The sequence below is a fragment of the Serratia sp. BNK-33-b genome, from assembly GCF_048684565.1.
In the GTDB taxonomy this organism is placed as follows: Bacteria; Pseudomonadota; Gammaproteobacteria; order Enterobacterales; family Enterobacteriaceae; genus Serratia; species Serratia marcescens.
Window position 1 is genome coordinate 4,988,367 of record NZ_JBLQTZ010000001.1, and the last position, 18,331, is coordinate 5,006,697.

An 18,331-nucleotide genomic window follows, 5' to 3' on the forward strand; every position below is an offset into this window, starting at 1 on the left:
GAAGTTCCGAGATTGGTTCTGATGGCGACACGAGAGTGAAGCGGTTGGAATGAAACAGAATTTGCCTGGCGGCAATAGCGCGGTGGTCCCACCTGACCCCATGCCGAACTCAGAAGTGAAACGCCGTAGCGCCGATGGTAGTGTGGGGTCTCCCCATGCGAGAGTAGGACACTGCCAGGCATCAAACAAAGCCGAAAGCCCTGAACTGACGTTCAGGGCTTTTTGCTATGCGTAAAACGTCAAAAAGCGCAGCTACGCTGCGCCTTTCAACCACTCGACAATAAAGTCGGCGATGCTTTCCGGTCGGTTGAGATCCAGCTGCTTAACCGTGATGGATAGCGATCGGTCGCTGGCTACCGCTATAACAAACTGATCCAGCATATCTTCCAACGGTCTGCCGATCTCGGCCCGATAAAGCAGGATCTTGCTGACCGGTTCATGTTTGAACCCTTCCACCAGGATCAAATCGACCTTATCGGCGTCAAAGCGCCCCGCCAGATAATGCAGATCCAACGGTTGTTGCTCCGGCGTTTCGGTCATTAATGCCCAACGCCGATCGCTGGCGACCAGCGTTTGGTCTGCGCCCGCTTTACGCAGCTCATAGCTGTCTTTACCCGGCGTATCCACATCCATATCGTGGTGCGTATGCTTTATCAGCCCAACCCGTATCTGGCGCTGTTTCAGCAACGGGATCAGCTGTTTGAGCAGGGTGGTTTTCCCCGTACCGCTGTAAGCGCCGATGGCCAGCAAGGGGGGCAATACAGGATTCATTTCTTTAGCTCTCGTGTTTGTTGCCAATGTCGGCAGTCTGCCGGCGTATTCAGGTTATGAAATGCCGCTTGTTGCCCGCTGAACACTACGCGTTGTGCGCCAATTTGATGTAAGAACAGCATCAGCTTGCGTTCACCGCGCGCCAGATAGTCGGCCAGCTGCGGCGCTATTTGGCTATGCAGTAACGCCAGGGTGGGGTGATCACGTTCGCCATCGCTGGCAAAGGCCGCCTGCGCCGCGCCTTTTTGCTGCCATAGCTGAGCGACTAAGTCGGCGGGAACGTCGGGGACATCACAAGGGACGAAGGCCACCCATTCGCTGGAAGATTGCTTGAGCCCGGCCAGCATGCCGGCCAGCGGCCCGGCGAAATCGGGCGTCAGATCTCCAATCACCGGCAAACCGCTCGCCTGATAACATGCCTGATTGCGATTGGCGCTGATGACGATGGAAGTCACCTGCGGCCGTAACCGAGCCAATACGTGTTGATAGAGTGCGATCCCGCCAATCGACACCAGGCCTTTGTCTTCACCGCCCATGCGCGTGGCCCGTCCGCCGGCCAAAATGACGCCGCTGATTTCTTTATGCATCTCGTTTATCCCGCCTTGTCGATGGGCTGATTGTAGCGCTAAAGCAGACGTGACATCAGGATTTACCTTTATTGACAAGCCGGTTCTTTCACTGCGTGGGTAAGCCTGTTACTTTGTGAGTTTATTCATGCTATTGGACGATATTGAGATGAAAACGCATCGCGTAAACGAGTTGATCGAGCTGTTGCACCCGGCCTGGCAGGAAGATCCCGATCTCAATTTGATGCAGTTTTTGCAAAAGCTGGCGAAGGAAGCGGGCTTCCAGGGCGAGTTGTCCGAACTGAGCGACGACATTCTCATTTATCACCTGAAAATGCGCGGTAGCGCCGGCACGGATCAGATCCCGGGTCTGAAGAAAGATTACGAAGAAGATTTTAAGACGGCGCTGCTGCGCGCTCGCGGCGTTATCAAGGATTGATCCTCGTGCGGTGCGAGAAAGCATAGCGCGTGAAATGCGCCATTAATGCTACTATTTCTCATTCCCGGCACCGTGCTGTCAGCGATCAAACGAACGTTATGAATAACTCTGCTTTTAATTTCGACACCCTGTCGCCCGATTTGATTATGGACGCGCTAGAAGGAGTTGGCCTGCGCGTCGATTCCGGCCTGACGGCGCTGAACAGCTACGAGAACCGTGTCTATCAGTTTATGGACGAAGATCGCCGGCGCTACGTGGTGAAGTTTTACCGCCCGGAGCGCTGGAGCGCCGCACAGATCGGTGAGGAACATCAGTTCGCTCTGGATCTGGCCGGCGCGGAGATCCCGGCGGTGGCGCCGTTGGCGCTGCAAGGCGCTACGCTGCATACGCACGGCGGCTTTTTCTTTGCCCTGTTCCCCAGCGTGGGGGGCCGGCAATACGAGATAGACAATCTGGATCAGTTGGAATGGGTGGGCCGTTTTCTGGGGCGTATCCACCAGGTCGGCGGTGAGCGTTTGTTCGCCGAGCGGCCAACGATGGGGATTGAAGAGTACCTCACCGCCCCGCGCCAGGTGCTGGCCGATTGCGAGCTGCTACCGGCAACGCAGCATGACGCGTTCCTGCAGGAGACGGATAATCTGATTGCGGCGATCAAGTCGCACTGGCATCTGAACTGGCAGCCGCGCCGTTTGCACGGTGATTGCCATCCGGGCAATATTCTGTGGCGCGATGGCCCGCTGTTCGTCGATCTTGATGACGCGCGCAACGGCCCGGCAGTGCAGGATCTGTGGATGTTGCTGCACGGCGAACGTCGCGATCAACTGATGCAGCTGGATGTCTTGCTGGAGGCGTATAGCGAATTTGCCGAGTTCGATCAGCGCGAGCTGGCGTTGATTGAACCACTGCGGGCGATGCGCATGGTGTATTACCTGGCCTGGGTCGCTCGCCGCTGGCAGGATCCGGCCTTCCCTAAGAGTTTTCCGTGGATGGCGGAGTCTGATTTCTGGTTGTCTCAGACTGCGGCCTTCACCGAACAGGTTAAGCTGTTGCAGGAGCCCCCTCTGCAGCTGACGCCAATGTATTGAAGCTTTAACACAATGGAGAGTTTAGTCTTATGAAAAAAATATGGTTGGCGCTCGTTGGCATGGTGATGGCATTCAGTGCCTCGGCGGCACAGTTTAGCGATGGCGCTCAGTATGTGACTCTGGACAAACCGGTGACCGGCGAGCCGCAGGTGTTGGAGTTCTTCTCCTTCTACTGCCCGCACTGCTACCAGTTCGAGCAGGTCTATCATGTGTCTGAGAACGTAAAGAAAGCGCTGCCTGCCGGCACCAAAATGACCAAGTACCACGTTGAATTCCTGGGGCCGTTGGGCAAACAGCTGACTCAGGCATGGGCGGTGGCGATGGCGCTGGGCGTGGAAGACAAGGTGAGCCCGCTGATGTTTGAAGCGGTGCAGAAAACCCAGACCGTGCAAACGCCGGATGATATCCGTAATGTCTTCGTGAAAGCAGGTGTGACCGCAGCAGATTATGATGCGGCCTGGAACAGCTTCGTGGTGAAATCTCTGGTGGTTCAACAAGAGAAAGCCGCAGAAGATCTGCAGCTGCGCGGCGTGCCGGCGGTATTCGTCAACGGCAAATACATGGTTAAGAACGATGGCCTGGACACCAGCTCGATGGACGCTTACGTGAAGCAGTTCGCCGATGTGGTTAAATTCCTCAGCCAGCAGAAATAAGCCAGACCCCATGCGAAAACGCCGGCATCGCCGGCGTTTTTTTATCCATATTGCCGTTTCAATTTATCCAGCAACCGATCTTTTTCCTGCCATAGCGTATTCAGCCACAGCTGGAAGCGCCGCTTGAACTGCTTGTCGTTGAAGTAGTCCCCGTGCAGGGTTTCATCGATCGGCAGCGTCTCTATTCTCACCACGATACGCGTCAGCCGCCCGCACAGCATATCCCTAAAAGGCCGTTGGTTATTTTCCGGATAGAGCAGAGTAACGTTCAATACTTTGTCGAACTGATTGCCCAACGCGCTGAGCGTAAACGCGATGCCGGCGGCTTTAGGCGCCAGCAAATTGCGATACGGCGAATTGCTTTTAATTTTCTTGGCTTCGGTGAAGCGTGAACCCTCGACGAAATTGACGATGGTGGTTGGACGCTGGCGGAATTTTTCGCAGGAACGGCGCGTCGTTTCGATATCCTTGCCGCGCTTTTCCGGATGCTTGAGCAAATAGGCGCGGGAGTAACGCTTCATGAATGGCATATCCAGCGCCCAGCAGGCCAGGCCGACAAAAGGCACCCAGGCGAGCTGTTGTTTGAGAAAATACTTATTCATTGGAATATGATTTCTGAACAGCACGCACAGTACGACAATGTCCGACCAACTTTCGTGGTTGCTGATCAGCAGATACCAGTTTTTGCGGTCCAGCCCTTCCAGCCCTTCAATATCCCAACGCAATTGCCCGTTAATGCGCAATAACAGCGCCAACCCTTGGCACCAACACCACATCATGAAATCGGCGAAAGCCGAGATATATCGCCAGACGGCGGGAATGGGCACCAGGAGTTTCACGATGCCGGCCAGCGTGATGGGGATGGAGCACAACACCGTCACCAGAATGGTAAGTATGACGGAAATGATAAAGATAACAGGCGTTAACAATCTTGGCATGATTATGGGCTGACGGTTGTTGGGAACATCGTTGCATGCCAAAACGCATGAACAAAAACGCATTTTAACAGAAATCGCCGGGGTAAAGCGCCGCTAAAAATCACTGTTTTTCGTCTCATCGGATAACCAGTTGCTGAGTTTTCGTGCAACTTGTCCAGCTTGTGCTATGGTAATTGAGGCGCCGAATTTGATGAATAGTGCGATTAAAATCCGGCGAAAGTTATATCCACAAATCCAATAAAAGCCAATAATAAAGCGTCGCCGGAATTCGTTCTTTTAACGCGGTGATTTAAATAGGAATTTTATTCGCCGTTATAACGATAATCGCAGCGTTATAATTCGGTCTCTTTTCTATGCACAAAGTTATCCACAGGTAAGATCTTGCGGATCCTCGCACACAATCACATCATTTTCGTCCGCGATGCACGCTAAGGTTCGTCTCCGACGGCCAGCTATGGCATGCTTACCCCTATGTCCGATCACGATAAAGAAACGCTATGGCCCAGATTGCAGAAAACCCACTAATCCTGGTTGACGGTTCCTCCTACCTCTACCGCGCTTATCACGCCTTCCCGCCGCTGACCAACTCGGCGGGCGAGCCGACCGGCGCGATGTACGGCGTGCTGAATATGCTGCGCAGCCTGCTGCTGCAGTATCAACCGAGCCACGTTGCCGTGGTGTTTGATGCCAAAGGGAAGACCTTCCGCGATGATCTCTTCGCTGAATACAAGTCACACCGGCCGCCGATGCCGGACGATCTGCGCGCGCAGATCGAGCCGCTGCACAGCATGGTCAAGGCGATGGGCCTGCCGCTGCTGGTGACGCCCGGCGTTGAGGCGGACGACGTTATCGGTACGCTGGCGCTGGAGGCCGAAAAGGCCGGCCATGCGGTGCTGATCAGCACCGGCGACAAAGACATGGCGCAGCTGGTGACGCCGAACGTCACCCTGATCAACACCATGAACAACACGATCCTCGGTCCGCAGGAAGTGTGCGACAAGTACGGCATTCCGCCGGAGTTGATCATCGACTTCCTGGCGCTGATGGGCGATTCATCGGACAACATTCCCGGCGTACCGGGCGTGGGCGAGAAAACCGCCCAGGCGTTGCTGCAGGGTATCGGCGGGCTGGATGCGCTGTACGGTAATCTGGAGAACATCGCCACGCTGAGCTTCCGCGGCGCCAAAACCATGGCGGCCAAGCTGGAGCAGAACAAAGAGGTCGCGTACCTCTCCTATAAACTGGCGACGATCAAAACCGACGTCGAACTGGATCTGACCTGCGCGGACCTGACGGTCTCCGCGCCGGATGTCGACACGTTGCAACAGCTGTTCAAACAGTACGAGTTCAAACGCTGGCTGGCGGACGTGGAAGCCGGCGTCTGGCTGGAACACAAGAAAGGCGCGGGCGTGAAAGCTGCCGGCGCCGCCAAACCGGCTGCCGCCGTGGAAGCGCCGAAAGCCTTGGCGGAAGCCAAGCTGTCCCAGGATGGGTATGTCACTATCCTGGACGAAGCGACCTTTACCGACTGGCTGGCGCGGCTGAAAAAGGCTGACGTGTTTGCCTTTGATACCGAAACCGACGGTCTGGATACCCTGACCGCCAACCTGATCGGCCTGTCCTTCGCGATCGCGCCGGGCGAAGCGGCTTATTTGCCGGTGGCGCACGATTATCTGGATGCGCCGACGCAGCTGGATCGCGCTTATGTGCTGGAAGCGCTCAAGCCGCTGCTGGAGGACGAGAAGGCGCTCAAGGTCGGGCAAAACCTGAAGTTCGACATGAGCCTGCTGGCGCGCTACGGCATCGAGATGCGCGGCATCGCCTACGACACCATGCTGGAGTCCTATGTGCTGGACAGCGTCGGCGGCCGTCACGATATGGACAGCCTGGCCGATCGTTATCTGGGCCACAAAACCATCACCTTTGAAGAGATCGCCGGCAAGGGCAAAAACCAGCTGACGTTCAACCAGATCGCGCTGGAGCAGGCGGCGCCTTACGCCGCTGAAGACGCCGATGTCACGCTGCAGCTGCACCTGGCGATGTGGCCGCAGCTGAAACAGAGCGCGGAACTGCTGACGGTATTCAATGAGATTGAAATGCCGCTGCTGCCGGTGCTGTCGCATATCGAACGCACCGGGGTGCTGATCGATCCGGCCATTTTGTCGGCCCATTCCCAAGAGCTGGCCAAGCGTCTGGCTGAGCTGGAAGCGCAGGCCCACGAGCTGGCGGAAGAGCCGTTCAACCTGGCGTCGACCAAGCAACTGCAGGCGATCCTGTACGAAAAACAAAAGCTGCCGGTGCTGAAGAAAACCCCGGGCGGGGCGCCGTCCACTAACGAAGAGGTGCTTGCCGAGCTGGCGCTGGACTACCCGCTGCCGAAGGTGATCCTGGAATACCGTGGCCTGGCGAAGCTGAAGACCACCTATACCGACAAGCTGCCGCTGATGATCAATCCGGTCAGCGGCCGGGTGCATACCTCGTACCATCAGGCGGTGACCGCCACTGGCCGCCTCTCCTCGAGCGATCCGAACCTGCAGAACATCCCGGTGCGCAACGAAGAAGGGCGGCGCATTCGCCAGGCCTTTATTGCGCCGGAAGGTTACCGCATCGTCGCGGCCGACTACTCGCAGATCGAGCTGCGCATCATGGCGCATCTGTCACAGGATGAAGGGCTGCTGAAGGCCTTTGCCGAAGGGAAAGACATTCACCGCGCCACGGCGTCGGAAGTCTTCGGTGTGCCGCTGGATAAAGTGACCGGCGAGCAGCGCCGCAGCGCCAAGGCGATTAACTTTGGTTTGATTTACGGCATGAGCGCTTTCGGCCTGGCGCGTCAGCTGGGGATCCCGCGTGGGGAAGCCCAGCGCTATATGGATCTCTACTTCGAACGTTACCCGGGCGTGCTGGATTACATGGAGCGCACCCGTCAGCAGGCTTCCGAGCAGGGCTATGTCAGCACGCTGGACGGCCGCCGTCTGTATCTGCCGGACGTCCGCTCCAGCAACGCCATGCGCCGCAAGGCGGCCGAGCGCGCCGCCATCAACGCCCCGATGCAGGGCACGGCGGCCGATATCATCAAGCGTGCGATGATCGAGGTCGACGCCTGGCTGCAGGGGCAGGAGAAGCCGTTGGTGCGCGCGATCATGCAGGTGCACGATGAATTGGTGTTCGAGGTGCACGAATCGGTGATCGATGAAGCCAGCCAGCGCATCCGCCAACTGATGGAAGGCAGCATGACGCTGGCGGTGCCGCTGAAGGTCGATGTGGGCGTCGGCATGAACTGGGATGAGGCGCACTGATCGCCGGGTTATCGCCGTATGCGCTAACTGGCGAGAAGCTAAGCACTTTTCGTAATTAAGCTACAAGATGCGGCGATAGTTTCCCCAACTTCGCCGTTCTTGCGCCGCAAATTGTGTAAGTAAACTACAAAAAATTCTTTTTCCCTGCGAAAAAATGATGTAGAGTTACAGGCGTAGGGTACAGAGGTAAGATGTTCTATCTTTCAGACCTTTTACTTCACGTAATCGGATTTGGCTGAATATTTAGCCGCCCCAGTCAGTATTGACTGGGGCGTTTTTTATTGTAAAAACAGCAGCAAACCATACGTTTTTCCTATCGCTCGGCTCCGCTTTTCATTTCAGCTTCCGCTCCCTCAATCCGCGTAATTCGGCGAGACAAGCCCGTTTTGGCAATAAGTCTTTATGATGGCTTTATTTCAAAAATGTAATTAGATAACGAAAAATCCCGCCTGCGGCCGATCTGCGGGCATAAAAAAGCCGATGCGGCGAGGCATCGGCTCAAACGTGCGATCAGGGCTTATTCGCCGATGTCCTCTTCCGGCAGCACTTCCGGCGGGATCTCGTTAAACCAGGTGTCCAGCTTCTGGCGCAGCTTGTCGACGCCGATCTTTTTCAGCGATGAGAAGGCTTCGACCTGGATATCCCCCATAAACGGCAGCACCGCTTCACGCACCATGTTGAGCTGCGCCTTGCGTGCGCCGGAGGCCAGCTTGTCGGCCTTGGTCAGCAACACCAGCACCGGCGTGCCGACGTCGACCGCCCATTGGATCATCTGCTGGTCGAGATCTTTCAGCGGATGGCGGATATCCATCAGCACCACCAGCCCTTTCAGGCTGTTGCGCATCTGCAGGTATTCGCCCAGCGCGCGTTGCCATTTGCGCTTCATTTCTTCCGGCACTTCGGCGTAGCCATAACCCGGCAGGTCGACCAGACGAATGCCGTCTTCCACTTCGAACAGGTTGATCAGCTGGGTGCGCCCCGGCGTCTTACTGGTGCGCGCCAAGCTTTTTTGATTGGTCAGCGTATTCAGCGCGCTGGATTTACCGGCGTTGGAACGGCCGGCAAAGGCGACTTCAATTCCTGCATCCCCCGGCAGATGGCGAATATCGGGTGCGCTGGTGACGAAATGGGTCACATGATAGTTGTAGTTCTTGCTGGTCAAAATTTTTCGTCTCCGTGAGGATGGCTAACTGGTTGGCGATTATAACTGCATCAGCGGTAAAAATGGCGTGTTTCTCCGTTTTTAAGCGGCGGGGCGCGATAAAACGGCAGTTATGCCGACCGTATGTTGTGAGACATTTGCCATTCGAATCGCGGGTAATGTCGCTTTATTCGAAAGCGATATTTCTGTTTCTATTTTAAAAAACAATGTGTTGTTTTTTCGTTGTGTGGAAATGTCAGTCAAATCGGCGTCAGGTGCCTTGAGCCTTCGCAACAATAACGTAAAGTACTCGTTAACGCAGGGTTGCGCAGGATTAGGGAACATCCGGGAAGGATGACAAATCTCAGGGAATGCACAGGGCGTGCAATGAGTGCCAGGATGAACGCAAAAGGAAGTGACCCTTTCGCACCGGAATAGGCGGCAGGCACATCGGATGGTGAAGTATCGGCAGTTTGGATGCCCGCAGGAAGCACGCTCGGGAAGAGCGGATGCGAATGGATTGCGCCATGGACGATTTTCCTTTCAGGATGAAGGACGTAGTGGCAGGGAATGCGGTTATAGCAGAAGGAAAAACCGGGATGTTGCATGTGCGCAAGGAGCGCGTAACAGGAATACCCTTCGCAAGAAGGTGCGAAATAGGCGGCAGGTTTAACCTGCCGCCTTTTTCTTTGTCCGCTTTCTGCTAGATTCCGCCGCAATTCTATACTGAATCTACATACCTAAGAGCACACGCTATGAACCAGCCATCAAAAGCACCTCGCGGCAGCGCGGCGAAGTCAAAAACGAAAAAGAAAAGCCGTATGGAGCTCGATCAGGAAGCGCGCGAGCGCAAACGCCTGAAAAAGCGCCGCGGCCACGCTTCCGGTTCACGCACCCAGGTTGAGTCCGGCAGCCAAAAAAACAAATCGGCGGCGGAAGCCAAAGATCCGCGTATCGGCAGTAAAGTGCCGGTTGCGCTGGTGGTCGACGAAACCAAAGTGAAGGCCAAACCGCAGCCGAAGCCAAAGGCCGAAGCGAAACCGCGCCTGTCGCCGGAAGAAGAGCTGGCGAAGCTCGAAAATGACGAACGCCTGAACGCGCTGCTGGATCGCATCGACGATGGCGAAACGCTGAACGCGCAAGAACAGGCGTATGTCGATAAGACGCTGGATCGTATCGATGTGCTGATGGACGTGCTGGGCATCGAGCTGGGCGATGAAGACGACGAGCAAGAAGAAGAGAAGCAGGAAGATATTCTGAAGCTGCTGAAAGGCGGCAACCCGAAAGACGCCTTTTAACGCGCCATGTGGCTGATCCCGACAATAGCCCTACTCTTGATGTGTTATCTGCTGTGGTTATTCGGTAAACTATGGCGGCTGTCTAAGCGCAAAGCGCGTTTTCGCAGCGCTTCCGTGGCCAGACAGCGCAGACAACCGCCCCTCTCCCGGCCCGGTAGAAAAAGATATCGGAAGGAGTGAGCATGTCAGAGCAGACGATTGTCTGGGATTTGGCCCTGATCCAAAAATATAACTACTCAGGGCCGCGTTATACTTCATACCCCACGGCGCTGGAGTTTAACCAGCGCTACGACGAAGCGGCGTTTCAACGCGCCGCGGCGCGCTACCCTGAGCGGCCGCTGTCGCTGTACGTGCATATCCCTTTCTGCCATAAGCTGTGCTATTTCTGCGGCTGCAACAAGCTGGTGACGCGCCAGACGCACAAGGCCGACGAATACCTGAACGTTTTGGCGCAAGAGATCGCCAGCCGTGCGTCGCTGTTCGCCGGCCGCAAGGTTGGCCAGATGCACTGGGGCGGCGGTACGCCAACCTACCTGGACAAAGCGCAAATCAGCCGGCTGGTGGCGCTGCTGCGCGAACATTTTGATTTTCTGCCCGATGCGGAGATGTCGATCGAAGTCGATCCGCGCGAGATAGAGCTGGATGTGCTCGATCATTTACGCGCCGAAGGCTTTAACCGTTTGAGCATGGGGGTGCAGGATTTCAACAAGCAGGTGCAGCAGTTGGTCAACCGCGAGCAGGACGAAGCCTTCATCTTCGCTCTGATCGAACGGGCCAAAGCGCTGGGCTTTCGCTCGACCAATATCGATCTGATCTACGGCCTGCCGAAACAGACGCCGGAAAGCTTCGCTTTCACGCTGCAACGGGTGGCCGAACTGAATCCCGATCGCCTCAGCGTGTTCAACTACGCGCATATGCCGAATTTGTTCGCCGCCCAGCGCAAAATCAAAGACGCCGATCTGCCCAGCGCGCAGCAGAAGTTGGATATCTTGCAGCAGAGCATCGCGTTCCTGACTGACGCCGGCTATCAGTTCATCGGTATGGATCACTTTGCACATCCGGACGACGAGCTGGCGATCGCCCAACGCGAAGGCAAGCTGCACCGCAATTTCCAGGGCTACACCACCCAGGGCGACAGCGATCTGCTGGGGCTGGGCGTGTCGGCCATCAGCATGCTCGGCGACAGCTATGCGCAGAACCAGAAAGAGCTGAAGCATTACTATGACAGCGTATCTGCGCAGGGCAACGCCCTGTGGCGCGGGCTGGCGCTGACGGATGACGATTGCCTGCGGCGCGATCTGATCAAAACGCTGATCTGCAACTTCCGGTTGGCGTATCAGCCGCTCGAACGGCAATACGGCATCGATTTCACCGCCTATTTCGCCGAAGACCTGCAGCTGCTGGCGCCGTTTGAACGCGATGGGCTGGTGGAGCGCGATGAGCAGGGCATTCGCGTTACGCCGCGCGGGCGTCTGCTGATCCGCAATATCTGCATGTGTTTCGACCGCTATCTGCGGCAACAGGCGCGCAGCCAGCAGTTCTCTCGGGTGATCTGAGGATGAAAAAACAGCCGCTGATGCGGCTGTTTTTTTTAACTGAAGAAGTTAATCAGCGCGGCGCACAGCACCGCGGCGACCGCCGCCTGCGGAGTGTGGCTGGCGGCGGAGCCCAGCTCCGCGCCCTGAGAAATGAATGCGATGAACGAGTCCAGCATCGTCAACCTCCAGAGTGTGCGACACGATCATACTGCGCCCGCACCGGCTGTAAAGCCTGCGGTTGGCGTTTTTTTGTGCGCCGGACTGCGTTTTTCATCATCCATCCCCGTTCCTATTCCATGCCCAGCTCTTTAAGCTTGCGGGTGAGGGTATTGCGCCCCCAACCCAGCAGGCGCGCGGCTTCCTGTTTGTGCCCCTGGGTGTGGCGCAGGGCGGTGGTGAGCAGCGTGCGCTCCATTTCCGGCTGGGCTTCCGACAGCAGGTTTTGATGACCGGAACGCAGCGCGCGATCGGCCCACTGCGCCAGCAGCGTGGCCCAGCTGTCCGGCAGACTGTGGCTGGGGCTCTCCGGCGCGGCGGTTTCGAACAGCTCACCCGGCAGATCCTGAATCAGCACTTCCTGGCCGGCGGCCATCACCGTCAGCCAGCGGCAGGTGTTCTCCAACTGGCGCACGTTGCCCGGCCAGGGCAGGCGGGTCAGCGCGGTTTCGGTTTCCGGATGCAGGTTCTTGGCCTCGACGCCCAGCTCTTTGGCGGCGATCTGCAGGAAGTGGCGCGCCAGCCGCGGGATGTCTTCACGGCGCTCGCGCAGCGGCGGCAGGTGTACGCGGATCACGTTCAGGCGGTGGAACAGATCCTCGCGGAACTTGCCTTCCTGTACCCGCAGCTCCAGGTTCTGGTGCGTGGCGGCGATGATGCGCACGTCGACCTTCACCGGCGCATAGCCGCCGACCCGGTAGAACTGGCCGTCCGCCAGCACCCGCAGCAGGCGCGTTTGCACGTCGAGCGGCATATCGCCGATCTCGTCGAGGAACAGCGTGCCGCCGTCGGCCTGTTCAAAGCGCCCCTGGCGGATTTGGTTAGCGCCGGTGAAGGCGCCTTTCTCGTGGCCGAACAGCTCGGACTCGATCAGATCCTTGGGAATAGCGGCCATGTTCAGGGCGATGAACGGTGATTTGGCGCGCGGGCTGTGGCGGTGCAGCGCATGCGCCACCAGCTCTTTACCGGTGCCGGATTCGCCGTTGATCAGCACGCTGATCGACGAACGCGAGAGCCGGCCGATGATGCGAAACACGTCCTGCATCGCCGGCGCCTCGCCGATGATGTCCGCCGCCGGATCGCTGGCTGGCTGGCTGCGCACCGGCTGCTGCTGTTCCTGATAATGGCTGATGGCGCGCTCGACCAGCGCCACCGCTTCGTCGATGTCGAACGGCTTCGGCAGGTAGTCGAAGGCCCCTTGCTGATAAGCGCTGACGGCGGCGTCCAAATCCGAATGCGCGGTCATGATGATCACCGGCAGCATCGGGTGACGCTGTTTGATCTGCTTGAGCAGCGCCAGACCATCAATGCCCGGCATGCGGATATCGGACAGCAGCACGTCGGGAGTTTGCGTGGCCAAGGCTTCCAGCACGTCATTGCCGCCTTCGAAGGTGGCGCAGCTCAGGCCCGCGCCGGTGAGCGCGCGCTCAAGCACCCAGCGGATGGAGCTATCGTCATCGACGATCCAGACTATCCCTCGTTGCATTGCAAACCTCACTGACGAATGGGCAGGTAGACCGAGAATTCGGTATGACCTGGCCAACTGTTGAATTCAATTTTTCCGCAATGCTGATCGATCAGATTGCGGGCGATGGATAATCCCAGGCCGGTACCGCCTTCACGGCCGCTGACCATCGGGTAGAACAGCGTGTCCTGCAGCTGCGCCGGCACGCCGGGGCCGTCGTCTTCGACGTCGATGCGCGCCGCCAGTCGGTAGCGGGTGCCGTGCAACGTAATCTGAAACGCGGTGCGGGTGCGCAGCGTGATGGTGCCGCCCGCCTCGCCCAACGCCTGTAGCGCATTGCGGGTGATGTTCAGCAGCACCTGTTCTATCTGATCCGGATCGTGGGCCATTTCCGGCAGGCTCGGATCGTAGTCGCGCACCAGCGTGACGTTATCCGGCATTTCCAGCGACACCAGTTGGCAGACGCGCTCCGCGACCTGATGGATGCTTTGGGTGATGTGCTGGCCGGGCCGTTGCGGCCCGAGCAGGCGATCCACCAGATTGCGCAGCCGATCGGCCTGCTCAATGATCACCTTGGTGTATTCGGTCAGCGCCGGATCGGGCAGCGCCTTGGCCAGCAGCTGCGCCGCGCCCCGCAGGCCGCCCAGCGGGTTTTTGATTTCGTGCGCCAAACCGCGCACCAGATCGCGGGCCGCCACCTGTTGGGCATGCTGCAGCTGTTCCTGGCTCAGGCGGCGCTGATTGTCCATCGGCGCCAGTTCGACCAGGATATAGCCTTCCGGCAGCGCCTGAGCGGTCAGGGAAAGGATATGCGCGCGGCCGTCGACCACCAGGGTCACTTCGTTATCGGTGAAGCCCTGCCCGGCGCGCAGGCTTTCGCGCATCAAAGAGACGTTCAGCGAAAAATAACCGAGCAAATCGGGCAGCGGCGTACCGAACAGCTTGCGGGAGCTTTGCGCCAGCAGCTGCTGTGCCGCCGGGTTGGCGTAGTGAACCGCCAGTGAGTCATCCAACAGCAGGATGCTGTTGATGAGTGAATTGAGGATCTGCCCAGCATCGGGCAGCTTGCCAGTTGCCATACAGCAGACTCCTGCACCTTTTTAGTGCATCTATCCTACTCCATCCGGGATCGACACGGTATGGAATAGTTTTGCAGAAAATACGGTGGAGAAAAAAACCCATCCGAAGATGGGCTGAAAGTTTCCACGGCAACAAAAAAGCGATAACAAAAATTGTGGGCGCCGTCCGCCAGGGCAGACGGCGCGGGTAGAGCTTAGACGCTGTAGTACAGTTCGAACTCGACCGGGTGTGGCGTCATGCGAATGCGGTCCATCTCTTCTTTGCGCAGTTCGATGTAGGCATCGATCGCATCGTCGGTGAACACGCCGCCGCGGGTCAGGAACTCGCGGTCTTCGTTCAGTGCGGCCATCGCCTCGTCCAGCGAGCCGGCCACTTTTGGGATCTCGGCTTCTTCTTCCGGCGGCAGGTCGTACAGGTTTTTGTCCATGGCGTCGCCAGGGTGGATCTTGTTGATGATGCCGTCCAGGCCGGCCATCAGCAGCGCGGCGAAGCACAGGTATGGGTTAGCCGCCGGATCCGGGAAGCGGGCTTCGATGCGGCGCGCTTTCGGGCTGGCGACCACCGGGATACGGATGGACGCGGAACGGTTACGGGCGGAGTAAGCCAGCATCACCGGCGCTTCGTAGCCCGGCACCAGACGTTTGTACGAGTTGGTGGTCGGGTTGGCCAGCGCGTTGATCGCCTTGGCGTGCTTGATGATGCCGCCGATGTAGAACAGCGCGGTTTCAGACAGGCCGCCGTATTTGTCGCCGGCGAACAGGTTGGTGCCGTTCTTGGACAGCGACATATGGCAGTGCATGCCGGAACCGTTGTCGCCGAACATAGGCTTCGGCATGAAGGTCGCGGTTTTACCGAAGGCGTGCGCCACGTTGTGCACTACGTACTTGTAGATCTGAATTTCGTCGGCTTTCTTGGTCATGGTGTTGAAGCGGGTCGCCACTTCGTTCTGACCGGCGGTCGCCACTTCGTGGTGGTGCGCTTCAACCACCAGGCCCATCTCTTCCATGGTCAGACACATGGTGGAACGCAGATCCTGCGAAGAGTCGACCGGTGGAACCGGGAAGTAACCGCCTTTCACCGCCGGACGGTGGCCTTTGTTGCCGCCGTCGTATTTTGTGCCGGAGTTCCAGGCGCCTTCGATATCGTCGATCGCCACGTGGGAACCGCGGATGCTGCTGCCGAAGCGGATGTCGTCGAACAGGAAGAACTCAGGCTCTGGCCCGAACAGCACGGTGTCCGCGATGCCGGAGGAGCGCAGGAAGTCTTCGGCGCGTTTGGAAATGGAGCGCGGGTCGCGATCATAGCCTTGCATGGTGCCCGGCTCGAGAATGTCGCAGCGAATGATCAGCGTAGGTTCTTCGAAGAATGGATCCAGAACCGCCGTGCTGGCGTCCGGCATCAGCACCATGTCAGATTCGTTGATGCCCTTCCAACCACCGATAGAGGAGCCGTCAAACATTTTACCTTCTTCGAAGAAGTCGGCGTTTACCTGGTGAGCCGGGATAGTCACGTGCTGTTCCTTACCCTTGGTGTCAGTGAAACGCAGGTCTACGAATTTCACTTCATGCTCATTCAGCATCGTCAAAACGTGTTCAGCGGACATACTTAACTCTCCCGGTTTATCATTGTCGTCGTCGTGGAACGAATCTGTGGAACTGGCTTTTTTCGCCTTGAAAAGACTAAAGCGAAAAGCGTGCCAACTTTTAAAAAAGGCTTTCATCGCCTTTCTGCGCGGGTTTTACCCAACCCCAGTATGCACCATCAGTGATAAATTGCACCGAAATGGTGCAATTGGAGCGAGCGAGGGCACTGAAATGGTGCAAAAGTGCAACGATTGCGGCTTTTTGCACCGTGAAAGGGATCACAAACTGACCGGTACGCGGTTGTTTATAAGAGATGGTTGTGATCTTGTTTAGTCCCTCGCTTAATACGTGTACAATAGCGCGCTATTTCTAATGCCCGAGGCAAAGCTGTGATCGAAAATTTGCGTAACATCGCCATTATTGCCCACGTTGACCATGGTAAAACCACCCTGGTTGATAAGCTGCTGCAACAATCCGGTACTTTCGGAGAGCGTGCGGAAGCCACCGAACGCGTAATGGACTCCAACGATTTGGAGAAAGAGCGTGGGATTACCATCCTCGCAAAAAACACCGCCATTAATTGGAACGGTTACCGTATCAACATCGTGGATACCCCAGGACACGCCGACTTCGGCGGCGAGGTAGAGCGCGTGATGTCGATGGTTGACTCGGTGCTGCTGGTTGTGGATGCAATGGATGGCCCTATGCCGCAAACCCGCTTCGTGACCAAGAAGGCCTTCGCCAATGGTCTGAAGCCGATCGTGGTCATCAACAAGGTTGACCGCCCTGGCGCGCGCCCTGACTGGGTTGTGGATCAGGTGTTCGACCTGTTCGTGAACCTCGATGCGACCGACGAGCAGCTCGACTTCCCGATCATCTACGCTTCTGCGCTGAACGGCATCGCCGGCGTCGACCACACCGACATGGCGGAAGACATGACCCCGCTGTATCAGGCGATCGTCGACCACGTGTCTGCGCCGCAGGTTGAGCTGGAAGCGCCATTCCAGATGCAGATCTCCCAGTTGGACTACAACAACTACCTGGGCGTTATCGGCATCGGCCGCATCAAGCGCGGTAAAGTGAAGCCGAACCAGCAGGTCACCATCATCGACAGCGAAGGCAAAACTCGCAACGGTAAAGTGGGTAAAGTGCTGGGTCACCTGGGTCTGGAGCGTATCGACAGCACCCTGGCGGAAGCGGGCGACATCATCGCCATCACCGGCCTGGGCGAGCTGAACATCTCCGACACCATCTGCGACACCAACGCCGTAGAAGCGCTGCCGGCGCTGTCCGTCGACGAACCGACCGTCACCATGTTCTTCAACGTCAACACCTCGCCGTTCTGCGGTAAAGAAGGCAAGTACGTGACGTCGCGTCAGATCCTTGACCGTCTGAACAAAGAGCTGGTGCACAACGTGGCGCTGCGCGTTGAAGAAACCGACGATGCGGACGCCTTCCGCGTATCCGGTCGTGGCGAGCTGCACCTGTCGGTGCTGATCGAAAACATGCGCCGTGAAGGTTTCGAGCTGGCGGTTTCCCGTCCGAAAGTTATCTTCCGCGAAATCGATGGCCGCAAGCAGGAGCCATTCGAGAACGTGACGCTGGATATCGAAGAGCAGCATCAGGGTTCCGTGATGCAGGCGATGGGCGAGCGTAAAGCCGACCTGAAAAACATGGATCCGGACGGTAAGGGCCGCGTGCGTCTCGACTACGTGATCCCAAGCCGCGGTCTGATCGGCTTCCGTAACGAATTCATGACCATGACTTCGGGTACCGGTCTGCTGTACTCCACCTTCAGCCACTACGACGACGTGCGTCCGGGCGAAGTGGGCCAGCGTCAGAACGGCGTGCTGATCTCCAACGGCCAGGGCAAAGCGGTCGCGTTCGCGCTGTTCGGCCTGCAGGATCGCGGCAAGCTGTTCCTGGGCCACGGTGCGGAAGTGTATGAAGGCCAGATCATCGGTATTCACTCACGTTCCAACGACCTGACCGTAAACTGCCTGACCGGTAAGAAGCTGACCAACATGCGTGCTTCCGGTACTGACGAAGCGACTACCCTGGTTCCGGCCATCAAAATGACCCTGGAGCAAGCTCTGGAGTTCATCGATGACGACGAACTGGTAGAAGTGACGCCAACCTCGATCCGTATCCGTAAGCGTCACCTGACGGAAAACGATCGTAAGCGTGCCAGCCGCGGTCCAAAAGACGCTTAATCGCTGATTGAGTGTCTCATGCTTAGGGCGCGGTTCTCGCGCCCTGAGT

At 57.5% G+C, this 18,331-nt stretch carries 15 protein-coding genes and 1 rRNA gene; 8 read left to right on the forward strand and 8 right to left on the reverse strand.

All coding sequences use genetic code 11. The features are described 5' to 3' along the window. Positions 1 to 64 precede the first annotated feature (64 nt). A 5S ribosomal RNA gene (gene rrf, locus ACMGGK_RS24050) occupies positions 65 to 180 on the forward strand. Positions 181 to 252: 72 nt separating this feature from the next. On the opposite strand, the gene mobB is transcribed toward rrf, so the two are convergent. Together mobB and mobA are read right to left on the reverse strand one after the other, a co-directional pair. Further along, the gene (gene mobB, locus ACMGGK_RS24055; protein WP_049299555.1) at positions 253 to 771 is read right to left on the reverse strand and encodes a molybdopterin-guanine dinucleotide biosynthesis protein MobB; all 519 of its coding nucleotides are present in this window, start codon (positions 769 to 771) and stop codon (positions 253 to 255) included. Beyond that, complete coding sequence (mobA, locus tag ACMGGK_RS24060) at positions 768 to 1,358, reverse strand: molybdenum cofactor guanylyltransferase MobA (RefSeq protein WP_420277379.1); 591 nt, start codon at positions 1,356 to 1,358, stop codon at positions 768 to 770. Before mobA ends, mobB begins: the two co-directional genes overlap by 4 nt. Before the next feature lie 148 nt (positions 1,359 to 1,506). On the opposite strand from mobA, the gene ACMGGK_RS24065 reads away from it, so the two are divergent. The 3 genes from ACMGGK_RS24065 to dsbA all read left to right on the forward strand — a co-directional run bounded on the left by ACMGGK_RS24065 (position 1,507) and on the right by dsbA (position 3,514). Further along, positions 1,507 to 1,776, forward strand: a complete 270-nt coding sequence (locus tag ACMGGK_RS24065; RefSeq protein WP_004931268.1) for a YihD family protein — start codon at positions 1,507 to 1,509, stop codon at positions 1,774 to 1,776. Positions 1,777 to 1,874: 98 nt separating this feature from the next. Then, positions 1,875 to 2,861: a serine/threonine protein kinase gene (locus tag ACMGGK_RS24070; RefSeq protein ID WP_420277381.1), complete on the forward strand. Its 987-nt coding sequence runs from the start codon at positions 1,875 to 1,877 to the stop codon at positions 2,859 to 2,861. A gap of 29 nt (positions 2,862 to 2,890) precedes the next feature. Next, positions 2,891 to 3,514 carry a thiol:disulfide interchange protein DsbA gene (gene dsbA / locus ACMGGK_RS24075; RefSeq protein WP_004931264.1) on the forward strand — a complete coding sequence of 208 codons (624 nt, stop codon included), beginning with the start codon at positions 2,891 to 2,893 and terminating at the stop codon, positions 3,512 to 3,514. A 41-nt stretch (positions 3,515 to 3,555) separates the two neighbouring features. On the opposite strand, the gene ACMGGK_RS24080 is transcribed toward dsbA, so the two are convergent. After that, positions 3,556 to 4,452 (reverse strand): acyltransferase, encoded by an 897-nt coding sequence (locus tag ACMGGK_RS24080; protein WP_028128069.1) that lies wholly within the window; start codon positions 4,450 to 4,452, stop codon positions 3,556 to 3,558. Between the two features lie 497 nt (positions 4,453 to 4,949). On the opposite strand from ACMGGK_RS24080, the gene polA reads away from it, so the two are divergent. After that, positions 4,950 to 7,748 (forward strand): DNA polymerase I, encoded by a 2,799-nt coding sequence (gene polA, locus ACMGGK_RS24085; protein WP_143779423.1) that lies wholly within the window; start codon positions 4,950 to 4,952, stop codon positions 7,746 to 7,748. 517 nt (positions 7,749 to 8,265) lie between these two features. Here the strand turns inward: polA and yihA are convergent. Continuing rightward, positions 8,266 to 8,910 carry a ribosome biogenesis GTP-binding protein YihA/YsxC gene (yihA, locus tag ACMGGK_RS24090; RefSeq protein ID WP_004931258.1) on the reverse strand — a complete coding sequence of 215 codons (645 nt, stop codon included), beginning with the start codon at positions 8,908 to 8,910 and terminating at the stop codon, positions 8,266 to 8,268. Between the two features lie 734 nt (positions 8,911 to 9,644). Here yihA and yihI point away from each other — a divergent pair. Beyond that, complete coding sequence (gene yihI, locus ACMGGK_RS24095; RefSeq protein ID WP_420277384.1) at positions 9,645 to 10,187, forward strand: Der GTPase-activating protein YihI; 543 nt, start codon at positions 9,645 to 9,647, stop codon at positions 10,185 to 10,187. A 182-nt stretch (positions 10,188 to 10,369) separates the two neighbouring features. Beyond that, positions 10,370 to 11,743, forward strand: coding sequence for an oxygen-independent coproporphyrinogen III oxidase (hemN, locus tag ACMGGK_RS24100; protein ID WP_420277386.1), 1,374 nt, complete (start codon positions 10,370 to 10,372; stop codon positions 11,741 to 11,743). 35 nt (positions 11,744 to 11,778) lie between these two features. Here hemN and ACMGGK_RS24105 read toward each other — a convergent pair whose 3' ends face one another. The 4 genes from ACMGGK_RS24105 to glnA form a co-directional block, all read right to left on the reverse strand. Then, positions 11,779 to 11,901, reverse strand: coding sequence for a YshB family small membrane protein (locus ACMGGK_RS24105; RefSeq protein WP_004931250.1), 123 nt, complete (start codon positions 11,899 to 11,901; stop codon positions 11,779 to 11,781). A 113-nt stretch (positions 11,902 to 12,014) separates the two neighbouring features. Beyond that, complete coding sequence (gene glnG / locus ACMGGK_RS24110) at positions 12,015 to 13,427, reverse strand: nitrogen regulation protein NR(I) (RefSeq protein ID WP_015379452.1); 1,413 nt, start codon at positions 13,425 to 13,427, stop codon at positions 12,015 to 12,017. An 8-nt stretch (positions 13,428 to 13,435) separates the two neighbouring features. Beyond that, on the reverse strand, positions 13,436 to 14,485 hold the full coding sequence (gene glnL, locus ACMGGK_RS24115; RefSeq protein WP_004931246.1) for a nitrogen regulation protein NR(II): 1,050 nt from the start codon (positions 14,483 to 14,485) through the stop codon (positions 13,436 to 13,438). A 194-nt stretch (positions 14,486 to 14,679) separates the two neighbouring features. Next, a complete protein-coding gene (glnA, locus tag ACMGGK_RS24120; protein ID WP_004931244.1) occupies positions 14,680 to 16,089 on the reverse strand; it encodes a glutamate--ammonia ligase in 1,410 nt (469 codons plus the stop codon). A 369-nt stretch (positions 16,090 to 16,458) separates the two neighbouring features. On the opposite strand from glnA, the gene typA reads away from it, so the two are divergent. Continuing rightward, positions 16,459 to 18,282 carry a ribosome-dependent GTPase TypA gene (gene typA, locus ACMGGK_RS24125; RefSeq protein ID WP_004931243.1) on the forward strand — a complete coding sequence of 608 codons (1,824 nt, stop codon included), beginning with the start codon at positions 16,459 to 16,461 and terminating at the stop codon, positions 18,280 to 18,282. Positions 18,283 to 18,331 lie beyond the last annotated feature (49 nt).

Coding starts and splice junctions, on each gene's coding strand:
- mobB (WP_049299555.1), bottom strand. CDS start 771: ATGAATCCTGTATTGCCCCCCTTGCTGGCCATCGGCGCTTACAGCGGT.
- yihI (WP_420277384.1), top strand. CDS start 9,645: ATGAACCAGCCATCAAAAGCACCTCGCGGCAGCGCGGCGAAGTCAAAA.
- ACMGGK_RS24080 (WP_028128069.1), bottom strand. CDS start 4,452: ATGCCAAGATTGTTAACGCCTGTTATCTTTATCATTTCCGTCATACTT.
- glnL (WP_004931246.1), bottom strand. CDS start 14,485: ATGGCAACTGGCAAGCTGCCCGATGCTGGGCAGATCCTCAATTCACTC.
- polA (WP_143779423.1), top strand. CDS start 4,950: ATGGCCCAGATTGCAGAAAACCCACTAATCCTGGTTGACGGTTCCTCC.
- ACMGGK_RS24070 (WP_420277381.1), top strand. CDS start 1,875: ATGAATAACTCTGCTTTTAATTTCGACACCCTGTCGCCCGATTTGATT.
- dsbA (WP_004931264.1), top strand. CDS start 2,891: ATGAAAAAAATATGGTTGGCGCTCGTTGGCATGGTGATGGCATTCAGT.
- hemN (WP_420277386.1), top strand. CDS start 10,370: ATGTCAGAGCAGACGATTGTCTGGGATTTGGCCCTGATCCAAAAATAT.
- glnG (WP_015379452.1), bottom strand. CDS start 13,427: ATGCAACGAGGGATAGTCTGGATCGTCGATGACGATAGCTCCATCCGC.
- mobA (WP_420277379.1), bottom strand. CDS start 1,358: ATGCATAAAGAAATCAGCGGCGTCATTTTGGCCGGCGGACGGGCCACG.
- glnA (WP_004931244.1), bottom strand. CDS start 16,089: ATGTCCGCTGAACACGTTTTGACGATGCTGAATGAGCATGAAGTGAAA.
- ACMGGK_RS24065 (WP_004931268.1), top strand. CDS start 1,507: ATGAAAACGCATCGCGTAAACGAGTTGATCGAGCTGTTGCACCCGGCC.
- ACMGGK_RS24105 (WP_004931250.1), bottom strand. CDS start 11,901: ATGCTGGACTCGTTCATCGCATTCATTTCTCAGGGCGCGGAGCTGGGC.